The sequence below is a fragment of the Pseudomonadota bacterium genome (assembly GCA_039033415.1).
Classification (GTDB): Bacteria; Pseudomonadota; Gammaproteobacteria; order Xanthomonadales; family SZUA-38; genus JANQOZ01.
Genome location: JBCCCR010000046.1, coordinates 1 through 15,044, shown reverse-complemented (window position 1 = coordinate 15,044; position 15,044 = coordinate 1). Strand labels below are relative to the sequence as shown.

Annotated in this window: 13 protein-coding genes; 5 read left to right on the top strand and 8 right to left on the bottom strand. The window is 62.9% G+C overall.

Annotated elements, in window-relative coordinates; all coding sequences use genetic code 11:
- Positions 1–168: 168 nt before the first annotated feature.
- Together AAF358_25335 and AAF358_25330 are read left to right on the top strand one after the other, a co-directional pair.
- Complete coding sequence (locus AAF358_25335) at positions 169–1,038, top strand: alpha/beta hydrolase (GenBank protein ID MEM7708897.1); 870 nt, start codon at positions 169–171, stop codon at positions 1,036–1,038.
- Entirely contained in the window at positions 1,026–3,491 is a 2,466-nt protein-coding gene (locus AAF358_25330; protein MEM7708896.1) for an acyl-CoA dehydrogenase, read from the top strand. The genes AAF358_25335 and AAF358_25330 overlap by 13 nt, the downstream gene beginning before the upstream one ends.
- Positions 3,492–3,554: 63 nt before the next feature.
- Here the strand turns inward: AAF358_25330 and AAF358_25325 are convergent, their stop codons facing one another.
- The 6 genes from AAF358_25325 to AAF358_25300 all read right to left on the bottom strand — a co-directional run bounded on the left by AAF358_25325 (position 3,555) and on the right by AAF358_25300 (position 9,582).
- Positions 3,555–4,148 (bottom strand): outer membrane beta-barrel protein, encoded by a 594-nt coding sequence (locus AAF358_25325; protein MEM7708895.1) that lies wholly within the window; start codon positions 4,146–4,148, stop codon positions 3,555–3,557.
- Positions 4,126–5,382 carry an MFS transporter gene (locus AAF358_25320; protein ID MEM7708894.1) on the bottom strand — a complete coding sequence of 419 codons (1,257 nt, stop codon included), beginning with the start codon at positions 5,380–5,382 and terminating at the stop codon, positions 4,126–4,128. Before AAF358_25320 ends, AAF358_25325 begins: the two co-directional genes overlap by 23 nt.
- A 3-nt stretch (positions 5,383–5,385) precedes the next feature.
- Entirely contained in the window at positions 5,386–5,775 is a 390-nt protein-coding gene (locus tag AAF358_25315) for a hypothetical protein (GenBank protein MEM7708893.1), read from the bottom strand.
- Between the two features lie 44 nt (positions 5,776–5,819).
- Positions 5,820–7,220, bottom strand: a complete 1,401-nt coding sequence (gene pntB / locus AAF358_25310) for a Re/Si-specific NAD(P)(+) transhydrogenase subunit beta (protein MEM7708892.1) — start codon at positions 7,218–7,220, stop codon at positions 5,820–5,822.
- Between the two features lie 12 nt (positions 7,221–7,232).
- Complete coding sequence (locus tag AAF358_25305; protein ID MEM7708891.1) at positions 7,233–8,777, bottom strand: Re/Si-specific NAD(P)(+) transhydrogenase subunit alpha; 1,545 nt, start codon at positions 8,775–8,777, stop codon at positions 7,233–7,235.
- A gap of 124 nt (positions 8,778–8,901) precedes the next feature.
- The gene (locus AAF358_25300) at positions 8,902–9,582 is read right to left on the bottom strand and encodes a nitroreductase (GenBank protein MEM7708890.1); all 681 of its coding nucleotides are present in this window, start codon (positions 9,580–9,582) and stop codon (positions 8,902–8,904) included.
- Positions 9,583–9,677: 95 nt separating this feature from the next.
- Here AAF358_25300 and AAF358_25295 point away from each other — a divergent pair, with 95 nt between their 5' ends.
- From AAF358_25295 to AAF358_25285, 3 genes are read left to right on the top strand one after another with little or no spacing between them, the layout of a single operon-like run.
- Positions 9,678–10,169, top strand: coding sequence for a 6-carboxytetrahydropterin synthase (locus AAF358_25295; protein MEM7708889.1), 492 nt, complete (start codon positions 9,678–9,680; stop codon positions 10,167–10,169).
- Positions 10,166–10,873, top strand: coding sequence for an SDR family oxidoreductase (locus AAF358_25290; protein MEM7708888.1), 708 nt, complete (start codon positions 10,166–10,168; stop codon positions 10,871–10,873). The genes AAF358_25295 and AAF358_25290 overlap by 4 nt, the downstream gene beginning before the upstream one ends.
- Positions 10,870–11,664, top strand: coding sequence for a queuosine precursor transporter (locus AAF358_25285; protein MEM7708887.1), 795 nt, complete (start codon positions 10,870–10,872; stop codon positions 11,662–11,664). Before AAF358_25290 ends, AAF358_25285 begins: the two co-directional genes overlap by 4 nt.
- 26 nt (positions 11,665–11,690) lie before the next feature.
- On the opposite strand, the gene hppD is transcribed toward AAF358_25285, so the two are convergent.
- Together hppD and aspS are read right to left on the bottom strand one after the other, a co-directional pair.
- Positions 11,691–12,764, bottom strand: coding sequence for a 4-hydroxyphenylpyruvate dioxygenase (gene hppD / locus AAF358_25280; protein MEM7708886.1), 1,074 nt, complete (start codon positions 12,762–12,764; stop codon positions 11,691–11,693).
- Positions 12,765–12,896: 132 nt separating this feature from the next.
- Positions 12,897–14,669: an aspartate--tRNA ligase gene (aspS, locus tag AAF358_25275; GenBank protein ID MEM7708885.1), complete on the bottom strand. Its 1,773-nt coding sequence runs from the start codon at positions 14,667–14,669 to the stop codon at positions 12,897–12,899.
- Positions 14,670–15,044 lie beyond the last annotated feature (375 nt).

Sequence of the window (15,044 nt, the reverse complement as noted above, 5' to 3'; positions counted from 1 at the left end):
ATCCTGCGGTCGTTTCTCGAAGGCGCTCGCAGGTGTCTGAGCGGCTAACAAAAAGCGGGAAATCGCTCGCAAAACGGGCCCTCTACGCCGCCTTGCCGGGACATACACTTGCCATTGACAAGTATTATTGCCTCCCCGCATACTGTGCTCATGGAATTAAACAGTCGTTTGAAAAAATTCGAACGCGCTGTTACCTCGCAAGACGGTACGCGTCTTCACGTGACAGGCTTCGGCGAGACTGTACATCCCCCTGTGCTGTTGCTTCACGGCGGTGGCCAAACCGGCTGGTCCTGGCGCAAAACCGCGCATTCTCTGGTGCAGCAAGAGTGGCAGTGCCTGGTCCCCGACTTGCGAGGTCACGGCAAGAGCGCGTTTGCCGACGGCTACCAGCTCGACCACTTCGCCGCTGACGTTGGGTACGTCACAGATCAGCTGTGTAAGACCCCGCCCGTTGCCGTCGGCGCGTCGCTCGGGGGCGTCAGCGCGCTGATGGCCCAGGCCGAGCGTCCCATGCTTCGCGCTTTGGTGCTGGTCGACATCGTCCCCGACTGGGAAAGCAACGGGATCGAGCAGATCATTGCGTTCCTCAAGTCTTATCCGGAAGGTTTTGCCAGCGTCGACGAGGCGCAGCAGGCTATCGCAAAGTACCTGCCCCACCGCAGTCGCCCGGCAGACGCGACCGGCCTTAAAAACAATCTCCGGCAACGAAACGGGCGCTGGCACTGGCACTGGGACCCGAAGCTGTTGGCCGCGGTCACCCAACACGTCGCGCAGTGGCCCGAGCGAATCACCCGGGCCTGCCGCTCCATTTCCATCCCCACGCTGCTGATCAGCGGTGAACGGTCCGAGGTGGTTAGCGAACGAGGCGCCAAGCGGCTGCTCGAACTGATACCGCATGCGCAGCACGTTGTGATCAAAGACGCCCACCACATGGTGGCGGGCGACAGCAATCAACCCTTTACCGCCGCCGTCCTGGACTTTCTCCGGACGCTAACCGGCACCGACTATCGAAACGAGGACTCATTATGTCTGGCTTAACGCTCTATCTAACCCTGGCGGGCATTGCCCTGGCCTGTGGTTTCGCCCGATCCTCCATCCGTCAATGGACCATCGCCAGCGTGCTGGCACTGCTCGCGTTCAGCCTGCTGTCGCCCGCCTCGACGCTGGCGCTGGTCAGCGCCTGGCTGCTGGTGGGCGTGGTTGCGGTGCCGCTGAATCACGCGCCGTGGCGCCGCCAGTATCTCACCGCACCGGTCCTGAACACCTATCGGAAGCTGGCGCCAAAGCTGTCGGAAACCGAAGAGATTGCGCTGGAGGCGGGCACAGTCGGCTGGGAGGGTGAACTCTTCGGCGGCAAGCCGCGTTTCGGTCAGCTCCTGGCTCAACCCAAAGCTGAACTGTCAGCCGAGGAACGGGCCTTCCTGGACGGTCCGGTAGAAACGCTTTGCTCAATGATCGACGAATGGGACGTCAACCACGTCCGGGCCGACCTTCCGCCGGAAGCCTGGCAATACATCAAAGACCAGCGCTTCTTCGGCATGATCATTCCGAAGGCTTACGGGGGCCTTGAGTTTTCCGCTTACGCCCATTCGGCCGTGGTCCAGAAGCTGTCGACCAAAAACGCGGTCCTTGCCTCGACCGTCTCGGTGCCCAACTCCTTAGGCCCAGCGGAACTGCTGCTGCACTACGGTACCGACGAGCAGAAAAACTACTACCTGCCGCGCCTGGCCAAAGGCGAAGAGGTCCCGTGTTTTGGTCTGACGGGCCCGACCGCCGGTTCAGACGCTACGTCAATCCCCGACGAGGGCGTGATCTGTCGCGGGGAGTTCAAGGGCGAAGAGGTGCTGGGTATGCGCCTCAATTTCGATAAGCGCTACATCACCCTGGCACCGGTCGCCTCGTTGATCGGTCTGGCTTTCCGGCTGAGAGATCCCGACGGCCTGCTGGGCGATGAAAAGGACCTGGGCATCAGCCTGGCCCTGCTGCCTCGCGACACGAAGGGTATGGAAATCGGGCGTCGCCATATGCCGCTCAACGTCCCCTTCCAAAATGGACCCATCCGTGGAGAAGATGTTTTTGTGCCGCTGGAATACCTGATCGGCGGCCCGGCCATGGCGGGTCAGGGCTGGCGCATGCTGGTGGAATGCCTGAGCGTCGGCCGCGCGATTTCGCTGCCCTCCAGCGCTGCCGGCGGCAGCCGCGCGGCGGCCCTGGCAACCGGCGCCTACGCGCGCATTCGGCGCCAGTTTGGCCTGCCGATCGGCCGCTTCGAGGGTGTCGAGGAAGCGCTCGCGCGCATCGGCGGCAAAGCCTACCTCGCCACTGCGGTATCCGAAGCCACCGCCCTGGCTGTCGATCGGGGCGAGAAGCCGGCGGTGTCGTCGGCGATCGCGAAGTACCATGCCACCGAACTTGCCCGCCAGGTGGCAGGCGACACTATGGACGTCCACGGCGGCAAGGCCGTCATCCTCGGGCCTAAGAACTACGCCGGCCGCGGCTGGCAGGGCGCGCCGATCGCCATTACGGTGGAAGGCGCCAACATCATGACCCGGAGCCTGATGATCTTTGGGCAGGGCGCCATTCGGTGTCATCCGTTTGTTCTCAAAGAACTCGCCGCCCTGGGCATCGAGGATCGGCGGGAACAGCTTCGCGCCTTCGACAAGGCGCTGTTCGGACACATCGGCCTGGCCTTTTCCAACGCCAGCCGCGCGCTGCTCCTCGGTCTGACCGGTGGGCGCCTGGCCCGCACGCCAGGCAGTCGCTACACCCGTCGCTACTACCAGGCGGTTGCACGCTACAGCGCCGGCTTGGGCCTCGCCGCGGATCTCGCGATGCTGGTGCTCGGCGGCAAGCTGAAGTTCAAGGAGCGGCTTTCTGCACGGCTGGGTGACGTGCTCAGCCACCTCTACATGCTGTCGGCGGTGCTCAAGCGCTACGAAGATCACGGCCGGCCGGCCGTCGACGCACCGATGCTCAATTGGGCCTGTCAGTACTCGATTTACCAGACGCAGCAGGCGTTTGCCGAGGTTATTCGGAACTTCCCGTCCCGGCCCGTAGCCTGGCTGATGAAGGCGCTGATCTTCCCGCTGGGTGCCTGGGCACGTCTGCCCTCCGACCGGCTTGACCACAAAGTTGCGGCCCTGCTGCAGAGTCCGAACGAGGCCCGCGCGCGGCTGACCTCGCTGGTCTACGCGGTGGCGGAGCCGAACAATCCGGTCGGTCAGATGGAAGCGGCGCTGCCGCTGATCATTCAGGCTGAGCCGCTGGAGCGCAAGATCCGCAAGGCGGTGGCCAGCGGCGACATCGAGGGTGAATCCCCGCAACAGCAGCTCGCTGACGCGCTCGACGAGGGCCTGATCAACCAGACGGATTACGACCTGCTGGTGCAGACTCGCGAGCTGGTGGCTGAGATTATTGCGGTGGACGATTTTGATCCCGCCGCACTGATGGCGGGCCGCCAGCCCGAGACGCCGGTCGAACAGGCTGCCTGAACGACTGAACGACCATAAGCGCTTCAGGTCCCGCGTCCGCAGGGCCTGAAGCGGCTTTTGGGGTCAGAGCCCGAGCGGCATGACCAGCCCCACCGTGAAGACCGGCGAAGCGTCTTCGAGAACCCCTTCCAGCGACGACCGGAGCGGACTGTAGCGGTAGCGCAGCTCGGCCCGGAGCAGCACGCCACTTTCCGTCAGATCCCACTGACCGCCGACACCGACATGAGCCATGTACTCCGTGTCGGAGTCTCCCGGGAGCTCAAAGCGCAGACCGCCGATGCCCAGCAGCACGTAGGGATTCCAGAGCGGCACCCGGTTATAGCGAACCAGATTCACCGCAAAACCGGTGTGCTCCAGATCAAACCCGGCGTCGAAGGTCATTTCATCCCGGAACAGCTCAGCTTCAATCGAGGTGGTGGTGGTGAAATTAAAGCCGCCGCGCAAGCCGACCAGAAACCCGGTCTCAGCCTCCTGGTCACCGCTTTCCAGCACGCCGCCAAGGTCGACCTGCAGATAAGCCGGAGGCACCGGCGCGCGCGCGTACTGGGCCTTTGTCAGCGATGGCACCAGGGTGAGGCTCACCGTCAGCGCCACCGCACAAGCGACCCAACGCTCAAAGGAGCGGCCGGAGCCGCTAGCCGTTGTGTTCCGGATCATGTTCCGGCTCCTTGAAGTTCAGTCCTAATCGGTAAGCCAGCCAGGCCCATAATCCGCCCAGCGGCGCCGCAAGCCAGGCGATGGCGGCGATGCCCAGTCCGAGCCCCTGACTCAGGCCGAGGTAGAGCCAGCCGCTTGTCAGGTCACCGCCGCGGTAGATAAAGGTATCAATAAAGTTTTTGGCCTTGTACCGCACCTCGGGCTCAACCTGCGTATAGAGCAGCTCCCGCGCTGGCTTCATCAGCCCATATTCACCGCCACGGCGCAGGGCCTGAAACACCCCCAGCACCGCCACCTGAGGCCAGATTGCCAGCAGCACCAGCCCCACCGACGTCAGCAGCGGCATGATGATGATCGTTTTCGCCACGCCGAGCCACCTTAGAAGCCGGGACGTGAGCAGCAGCTCGAGGGTAAAGGCCGTGACGTTGGCCCCCAGGTCGATCAGCGCAAAAAATCGCGTGGGGTCCTTACCCGCGTAGACCTGCTCGACCAGCGCAATCTGCTGGTTGTAGAGCACCGTGTTGAGCACCGGCAGCATCACCAGCACCCCCACCATCAGCCGCAGCATCGGCGTTTTCCACACCAGCTGAGCACCTGCCCAAACCGAACCACCCATCGCCGGCGCGCGACTACCACTCTCAGCTTCCTGCCGCCGCAGCAACAAGATTTGGCAAAGCAGCGCCAGGCTCAGAAAACCGATGGCCACGAGAAACAGATTGGCAACGCCGAGCGCCGGCGCAAGGGCAGCGGTCAGGGCCGGACCCGCCACGGCGCCCGCGCTGCCACCGGCCGCTATCAGGCCAAACAACCGTCTGGCCTGGCCGGGCTTAAACAGGTCGGTCATGAAGCTCCAGAACACCGACACCACAAACATGTTGAACACGCTGATCCAGATGAAGAACGCGCGCCCTAGCCAGAGCGTGTCGCTAAAGCTGCGAAAGGCCCAATAGAAGGCCAGTAGATTCAGGATGAAAAACCCGTAGCTGGCGGGGAGAAACACCCGCTTCGGAAAGCGGGAAAACAGGTAGCCAAAGACCGGCACCATCAGCGCCATGACAACAAACGTACCGGTAAACAGCACCGGCACGGTCACCGAGCCACTGGCAACCGCCATCGACTCGCGGATCGGTCGCAGGGTGAAGTAGGCGCACAGCAGGCAGAAGAAGTAGGCGGTGGAAAGCCCGACGGCCAGCCACTCGCCGCGCCGAATGGCCAGGAGGTTGACTTCCCTCAAGGGTCAGTCCGTGCCGTGTGCGTTCGATGCGGCGGGATGGGCAAACGCGTCGCTGTCGTCTTCCCCAGCGCGCTCTACCAGGCAGGCAAAGTCCTTTTCTACGAGCAGATTGAGGTGATCGCCATTCGCCAAAAGCTGACTTCCCTGCAGGCTCACCGATTCCGGCGCCAGCCAGGCGGCGACCTCTCCGGCAGGAACGCTCACCGTAACAACCTGGTCAGCAAACGCTGCCGTCAATGTATCGGTTTGGGGGTCGCTCAGCACCCGATAGGTCAGGCGATCACCGTTGGCAAAGTGAAGGACCTCCGAGACGCTGCCTCCCTCAGCAAAGGCATCAACCTCCGACCGGGTCAGGCGAAGACGGATGCTGTTACCTTTGATTCGCAGCTTCATCGCAATTGGTCCCGTTTTTGAGGCGCATCACACCGTCGCCTGGCTTACCCCAGCGCCTTGAGCACCGCGTCCAGCGAATCCTTAGCGTCGCCGAACAACATCCGCGTGTTGTCCTTGAAGAACAGCGGATTCTGCACCCCGGCATAACCCGTCGCCATACTGCGTTTCAGCACGACGGTAGTCTCCCCTTTCCACACCTCAAGCACCGGCATGCCGGCGATGGGGCTGTCTGGCTCGTCCTGGGCTGACGGGTTGACGATGTCGTTGGCCCCGATAATGACCGACACGTCCACATCGGGGAAGTCGTCGTTGATTTCATCCATTTCGAAGACGATGTCGTAAGGCACCCGCGCCTCAGCGAGCAGCACGTTCATGTGGCCCGGCATCCGGCCCGCCACCGGGTGAATACCGAAACGGACGTTGACGCCCTTGTCTTTGAGCTTCCGGGTGATTTCGTTGACCGTGTGCTGAGCCTGGGCAACCGCCATTCCGTAGCCTGGGATGATCATGACCTCTTTGGCGCCGGCCAGCATGTCGGCCACCTCAAGCGCCTCCATCGGCACAACCTCACCCTGGTCTTCCGCGGCGCCACCGCCGCCGCCGGTGGAGGTGCCGGTGCCAAAGCCGCCGGCGATCACCGACAGGAACTTGCGGTTCATGGCCCGGCACATAATGTAGCTGAGGATGGCGCCACTGCTACCGACCAGCGCGCCGGTGACAATCAACAGATCGTTGCCGAGCATGAACCCGGTGGCTGAAGCCGCCCAGCCCGAGTAGCTGTTCAGCATCGAGACGACCACCGGCATGTCGGCACCGCCGATCGCCATCACCATGTGGATGCCAAATACCAGTGCAATTACCGTCATGATAACCAGCGGCTGGACGCCGCCACCCTCATGAGCCGACTGCACAAAGTCGCGTCCAAACCAGATCGCGAGCAGCAGCAGGATGAGGTTTAGCCAGTGCCGGGCCGGCAGCAGCAGCGGGCTGCCGCCGATTTTGCCGCTCAGCTTGCCAAAGGCAATGACCGAGCCCGAGAAGGTCACGGCGCCGATCAGGATTCCGATGTACACCTCCACGTTGTGGATCGTCTCCTCGACGCCGGTGAACTGGACGTCCGGGTCGAGGAAGCTGGCGTAGCCCACCATCACCGCGGCGGCGCCCACCAGCGAGTGGAGCATCGCCACCAGTTCCGGCATTTGGGTCATCTGGACCCGCTGGGCCAGGACAATACCGACGACACCACCCAGCACCAGCGCGGCCACCAGCTCAACGTAGTTGCCGCTGACGATGCCGGTGACGGTTGCGATCAGGGCAATTCCCATCCCCAGCATGCCGTAGACGTTCCCGCGGCGGGCCGTCTCCTGATTGCTCAATCCGCCCAGCGCCAGGATAAACAGGATCGTGGACGCGATGTAGGAAACCGTTATCAAACCTTGTGTCATGATCCTGGCGCCTTACTTGCGGAACATTTCGAGCATGCGTCTCGTGACGGCAAAGCCGCCGACGATGTTGATGCTGGTGATGAGGACGGTGATCACGGCAACCCACTTGATGACAGAGTCGGCAGACGAGATCTGCAGCAGGGCACCGATTATGATGATCGAGCTGATGGCGTTGGTGACGCTCATCAGGGGCGTGTGCAGCGCCGGCGATACATTCCAGATCACCATGTATCCAACAAAGCAGGCCAGCACAAACACCGTGAAGTGCGCCATGAATGACGGCGGCGCAACAGCGCCAAGACCGAACAGCGCGAGCCCGCCGATACCCAGCGTCAGAATTGGCCCCCAGACGCTGGGCGGTGCCTCCGGCTCAGGTTCAGCCGGGGGTGGCGGCGGAGGCGCCTTGGCAGCCGGAGCCGCCGACAGCCTCGGCGGTGGCGGCGGCCAGGTGATCTCCCCGTCATTCGTGACCGTGGCGCCGCGCACGACCTCGTCCTCCATGTCGATCACGAGCTGGCCATCTTTCTCCGGACACATGTCGGTCAGGAGGTGCCTGAGATTAGTCCCGTAGAGCTGGCTGGACTGGGCGGCCAGACGGCTCGGCAAGTCGGTGTAGCCGATCAGGTGGACTCCCTCCTTTTCGACCACCTTCCCCGGTTCGGTGAGCTCACAGTTACCGCCCTGTTCAGCCGCCAGATCCACTACGACGCTGCCGTCCCGCATCGACTGCACCATCTCGGCCGTGATCAGCTTGGGCGCTGGCTTACCCGGGATCAGCGCGGTGGTGATGATGATGTCGACCTCTTCAGCCTGCTCGGCAAACAGCGCCATCTCCGCAGCGATGAAGGCGTCGCTCATCACCTTGGCGTAACCGCCCTCGCCGGCACCGTCTTCGTCATCCTCAAACTCGAGCATGAGGAATTCGGCGTCCATACTTTCAACCTGCTCCTTAACCTCCGGGCGGGTGTCGAAGGCGCGGACGATGGCGCCCATACTCTTGGCCGCGCCGATGGCCGCGAGACCGGCGACGCCGGCGCCGATCACCAGCACCTTGGCCGGCGGGACCTTGCCCGCCGCGGTGATCTGACCCGTAAAAAACCGCCCGAAGTGCTGGGCCGCCTCCACCACCGCCCGGTAGCCGGCGATGTTGGCCATCGAGCTGAGCGCATCCATTTTCTGCGCCCGGGAGATTCTCGGCACGCTGTCCATGGCAAGCGTGTTGATCCCCTTTTCTGCCAGGGTCTTCAGCAGCGCTTCGTTCTGGGCCGGATACAGGAAGCAGATCAGCGTTTGACCCTCTCGCAGAAGCTCGATCTCACCGCCGTCCGGCCCGCGAACCTTCAGAACGATGTCGGCTTCGCCAAACAACGACTCCGCGTTAGCGGCGACGCCGGCGCCGGCATCGGTGTAGGCGTCATCACTGAAGCTGGCCGCCTCGCCGGCACCCGCCTCGATCATGACCTCAAAGCCCAGCTTGAGGAGCTGCGTAACCACTTCCGGGGTTACCGCCGCCCGCAGCTCGCCGGCATAAGTCTCTTTCGGTACGCCTATCTTCATCGGTTGTCCTGTTGTGTTCGTGTCGGAGGCCGCGTTGTGTTGCCGCGCCGCCTTAGTCAGCCGCCGGGTGTTTAGTACACGTCGGCGTCAGCGATTGCAAATACCTGGGGTGAATATCGGTATGTCAGCCCGTCCCAAAGCCCCGCAGCGTGCACCACTCGTCGCGCGGCGCGCGCTCCGTGCGCCAGCGGTTGATCGGGGCCTGCTCATCGGCATAACCCAGCGCCATGCCGCAGTAGAGCATCAGCTCTTCGGGCAAACTCACGTGGCGGCTGACCGTTTCGTGCCAGGCGGACCACGCTTCCTGGGCACAGGTGTGGAGCCCTTCCTCGCGGGCCAGCAGCATCACGGTCTGCATAAACATGCCGAGATGCGCCCACTGGTTGCGCCCCATCGTCCGATCGATCGCAAAAAAAAGACAGACCGGGGCGCCGAAGCACGTCAGATTCTTCGCAAACTGGCGCAGGCGCCCCAGCTTATCGTCACGCGGTATCTCGATCGATGCATAGAGGTCCTCGCCACAGCGATACCGCCGGGTTCGATAGGGCTCCTTGAGGGAGGTTGGATAGACGTCATACTCCGCCGGCTCACCACGCGGATTGCCCGGCAGCCGGGTCGCGACCTCCCGGAGCAGTTCTTGCAGCGCGGCACCACCGAGCGCGTAGACGTGCCAGGGCTGCAGATTGCCACCCGAAGGTGCCTGCGCAGCGCGGTCCAACACGCGCCGCACCGTCGTCTCGGAGACCTCTTTGGGGAGAAATGCGCGAGCCGAGTAGCGGCTGCGTACCGCTTCGGTTAATTCCAAAGTTAAATTCCTTTCACCCGATCCGAGCGGGCGATCATGGCCAATGGCCGAATGCTACACAAGTTGACGACATCTTTAGCCGCTACAATGCCGCGATGACAAACCTGACCACCATTACCGTTGCGAAGGATTACCTCAACTTCGCCGCTGCACATTTCACCATTTTTTCGGCGACGAGCCGCGAGCGCCTGCATGGCCATGGTTATCGGGTCGCCGCCGAACTGACGGCACCGATCGGCGAGGACGGCCTGAGCTTCAACTACAAAATCGTGAAAGACCTGCTCCTGGACGAGTGCAATAAGCTCGACGAGTACATGCTGCTGCCCGAACAGTCGCCGCACCTGACGATCGAGGACGACGGAGATTATTATCGGGTCCAGCATGATGAGGACGTGATGCTGTTCCTGAAGAAAGACACGCAGGTGCTCCCGCTGCGCAACATCACCATCGAGGAGATGGCGGTCATGCTGCTCGCCCGGGTGCGCGCGCATCCGAAGCTTGAGGGTGCGCCGCTCACCTCGCTGGAGGTCCGCGTTTCCTCGGGCACGCAGCAATGGGCCGCCAGCCGCTGGGAGGCGGCAGCATGAGCGGCGTGCTGGTGATCACCGGGGCCAGCGCCGGCATCGGCCATGCGACCGCAGCCCACTTTGCCGGCAACGGCTGGCTGGTCGTGAATCTGTCTCGCTCCGGCTGTGACGTCCCGGGCGCTACCCATATAAGCACCGACTTGTCCGACCCCGCCTGGCCCGACGCCGCAGCACCGGCGCTTGAACCGCTGCTCAGCCAGGCTGGCGGGCCTATCTGCCTGGTCCACTGCGCCGGGCTGCTGCTGAAAGACAACGTGCGTGAGGTCACGGCTGACGCCCTGGCCAGCTCCCTGCAGGTCAACGTGATCGCCGCGAGCCAGCTCAACCAGCTGGTGTTCCCTCACATGCAAGAGGGTTCCTCGGTGATCTACGTCGGCTCAACCCTCGGCGAAAAGGCGGTCGCCGGCGCGGCTTCCTACGTCACCGCCAAGCACGCGCAGATCGGCCTGATGCGCAGCACCTGCCAGGATCTGGCCGGCAGCGGCATCCACACAACCTGTGTTTGCCCCGGCTTCACCGATACGGCGATGCTGCGGTCACATGTTGGCAACGACAACGACATCCTCGCCTCGCTGGCCGGCAACGTGACGATGGGGCGACTGATCGAACCCGAGGAAATGGCTCAGACGATCTGGTTTGCCGCGCACTCGCCGGTCATCAACGGGGCGGTACTGCACGCCAATCTCGGACAGCTTGAGCGTTGAGTCAGGCCGTCCTGACCGAAGCGGTGCTGAGGGAGCGCCGGGAGCGGGTATTTCTGGTGCTCGCCGGCATCTTCCTCTGCGCGATGACGCTGCTCAACGTCGTGGGCATCTCGCGCTTTATTCAGCTTGGCCCCATGGCCCTGGCGGTTGGCGTGCTGCCCTATCCCATCACCTTTCTGTGCACCGACCTGATCTGCGAGCTTTACGGCCGACGACGGGCTAACTTTCTTGTCACGGTCGGCCTCGGCCTGAACGTATTTATCCTGGGCTGTCTCTACCTCGGCCAGCTGCTGCCCTCGGTCGACCCCGCCACCCAGCCACCCTGGCAGGTGTTGAAGCTGGCGGAAGACATCAGCCTGCCCAACGGTGACCCCGTCAGCGGCAGCATCGAGCTCTTTCAGCTGATCTACTCCCTCACCGCAGGCGCGGTATTTGCCTCAATGATGGCTTATCTGGCGGCGCAGTATGTGGACGTGCAGCTGTTTCATTTCTGGAAACGGCTGACGCGAGGCAAGCACCTGTGGCTGCGTAACAACCTGAGTACGCTGGTGAGCCAGATGGTCGACGCCACCATGGTGGTCACCGTGACCTTCGGCGCGGCCTACCTGGCCGGGACCATCACGCTGAAGCAGATGGCCGTCCTGATCGGCAGCAACTACCTATTCAAGATGGTGGTGGCTCTCCTCGATACCGGGCCTTTTTATCTCGGCGTTCACTGGCTGCGGCGCTACCTGCAGGTTGAACACCCCGGAACTGTCGACCAGACTGAAGCGATGCCGGCCCAGGCCTGACTGGCCCCTGCCGGTAGCGTGCCCGGTCAGGTCTCGAGCACCCCGCGGGCGACCTGGTCGCGCTCGATCGATTCGAACAGGGCTTTGAAATTGCCCTCGCCAAACCCCTCGTCTCGCTTGCGCTGGATGAACTCAAAAAAGATCGGGCCGATCTGATTTTCCGAGAAGATCTGCAGCAGCAGGCGGGGATCGCCCTCTTCGGTTGAGCCGTCGAGCAGAATGCCTCGCTGCTGCAGTTCGCCCGTCGGCTCCCCGTGGCCGGGCAACCGTTCCTCCAGCATCTCGTAGTAGGCGGCCGGCGGCGCGGTCATGAACGGCAGGCCACGTTCCTTGAGCCGATCCCAGGTGGCCAGCAGGTTGTCACAGTGGAAGGCGATGTGCTGGATACCCTCACCGTTATAGCGGATCAGGTACTCATCGATCTGGCCGTTGCCGCCCGCCGCCTCTTCATTGAGCGGTATCCGGATCAGCCCGTCGGGGGCCGACATCGCGCGAGACGCCAGCCCCGTGTATTCCCCTTTGATATCGAAAAAACGGATTTCGCGAAAGTTAAACAGGCGCTCATAGTAGTTGGCCCAGTAGTCCATGCGCCCGCGATAGACGTTGTGAGTCAGGTGATCGATCACCTTGAGTCCAACCCCGCCGGGATTTTTATCGACCCCTTCGCGGTACTGAAAATCGATGTCGTAAATCGTCTGGCCCGGCGCGTACCGGTCCACCAGATAAAGCGCTGCGCCCCCGATGCCCCGGATGGCGGGCAGCCGAAGCTCCATCGGACCCGTAGGGATGTCCAGCGGCTGAGCGCCTTGGGCCAGGACGTGTTCATAAGCGGCATGCGCGTCCTGAACCCGAAACGCGAGCCCGCAGGCGCAGGGTCCGTGCTCCTCGGCGAAGTAGGCGGCGGGGCTGCCCGGCTGATAGTTGGCAATGAAGTTGACGTCACCCTGGCGCCAAAGCTGGACGTCTTTCGAGCGATGGTCGGCGACATGGCTGAAGCCGAGCAGCTTAAAGACCGGCTCAAGCACGCCCTTTTCCGGGGCGGAAAACTCCACAAACTCAAAACCGTCTAGACCGGTGGGATTGTCGAAAAGATCAGCCATGGGGCCGCTCCGGAGCACTCAAGGGCGTTGAGTATACTGCGCAGACCAATTAGTTACAATTGAAACTAATTGGTCTGACGACCCACGAGTGTGCGTTACGCGTCGCGAGTCCGCGGCCGATCGCCGCCGGCGTTAGTTACCGGGTTTCTTGATGACGTTGATGCTCAGCTCGCGCAGCTGTTCCAGGCTCACGTCAGACGGGGCTTCGGTCATCATGTCCGATGCTGACGTGGTTTTTGGGAACGGGATGACGTCGCGGATGGATTCGCTTCCCACCATCAGCGCCGCCAACCGATCCACCCCGAAGGCGATACCCCCATGCGGCGGGCAGCCGTAGCGGAGCGCCTCCAGCAGGAATCCAAACTTCTCCTTAGCCTCTTCTTCACCGATGCCCAGCATCTCAAAAATGGCGCTCTGCATGCGGCCGCTGTGGATACGAATCGAGCCACCGCCGACCTCAGCGCCGTTCAGCACCATGTCATAGCCCTTGGACAAGGCCACCTTCGGATTGGCGGCAACCTCCGCCGGGTCATCGCTCACCGGCGCGGTAAAGGGATGGTGCATGGAAAACCAGCGATGGCTCGCGTCATCCCATTCGAACATCGGAAATTCGAGCACCCACAGCGGCTGCCAGGTGTCGTCCAGGAGGCTGAGGTCGCGACCCAGTCGATTGCGCAGCGCGCCCATGAACTCCGAGACCGTCTGCGCATCGCCGGCCCCAAAGAAGATCAGATCGCCGTTCTCCGCGCCGCTGGTTTTTAGAATGCCGTCGAGGGCACGCTGATCCAGAAACTTCACGATCGGCGATTGGAGCCCGTCAGCGCCGGCCTCCCGATCGTTGACTTTAATCCACGCGAGCCCGCGCGCGCCGTGGTTGGCCACATAATCGCCGTAACCGTCGATCTGCTTGCGTGTCAGCGAACCGCCACCCGGCGCCCGCAGGACCACCACCCGACCCTCCGGATCATTGGCGGGACCCGCAAACACCTTGAAGTCAACGTGGGCGACATGCTCGGCGATGTCCTTCAGCTCCAGCGGGTTGCGCAGGTCCGGCTTGTCCGAACCGTAGCGCCGCATGGCCTCTTCATAGCTCATCCGGGGAAACGGATCCGCCAGCTCAACGTCCAGCACCTCGCGGAATACGTCGCGGACCAGACCCTCAGCGAGCCGGAGCACGTCCTCGCGCTCGACAAACGCCATTTCGATATCCAGCTGGGTAAACTCCGGCTGGCGATCGGCGCGCAGATCTTCGTCCCGGAAACAGCGTGCGATCTGGTAGTAGCGATCCATACCCGACATCATCAGCAGCTGCTTGAAGATTTGGGGCGACTGCGGCAGCGCATAGAAGGCGCCGTGATTCACCCGGCTCGGCACGAGATAGTCACGCGCGCCCTCCGGCGTGGCCTTCGTCAGAATCGGGGTTTCGATGTCCAGAAACTGCTTGGCGTCGAGGTGGCGCCGAATCGCCCCTGTCAAGGCATTGCGCGTCCGAATGGCGTGCTGCATGGGCTCGCGGCGCAGATCGAGGTAGCGATGCTTCAGGCGAATTTCCTCGCCGGCGGTCTCATCCAGCTGGAACGGCAGCGGCGCTGACGGGTTGAGCACCTCCACGCTGCCTGCCACCACTTCAATCTTTCCGGTGGCCAGCTCCTCGTTGATCATCCCCTCAGGCCGCAGGCGGATGCGCCCGCTGATCTTCAGGCAGAACTCGTTGCGAATCTGGTGAGCCGCCGCAAACGCCGTTGTGTCCTCGGGGTTGATCACCACCTGCACTTTGCCGGTGTGGTCCCGCAGGTCGACAAAAATAATGCCGCCGTGATCGCGGCGGGTGTCGGCCCAGCCGCACAGCGTGACTTCAGCGTCGCCGTGCTGTTCGTTTATCTCGCCGCAGTAGTGGCTGCGCATGTTGCTGCTCCCTGAAGGCCCCTCGGGCCATGGCGTTCGGCGACCGGTGATGACGTGGATCGCCAGGTCCGCTCCCGACAAAAAAGGCCCGCTTGACGGCGGGCCCGGATCAATCTGACAACCGGCAAGTGTCCTGTTTGGAAAGTTCGTTGTATTTCAGCGCGTGTCCACAAGGCCCTGGAGTTAGGCGCGAGCCGCCGGCCAGGGTGGTTCCCTGGCCAAGGTTCGCAACGCCGCTCCAGGCCTTGTGGGACGCGCCCGAAGGGAGCCCCCTTGGGCGCCAATAACCGCGTTGCATCGCTTGCCAAGGGCTACGGCCATTGCCGGCGCGATGCGCCTTGTTCTTGGCGCCCAACGGGGCTCTGAAACGCAACG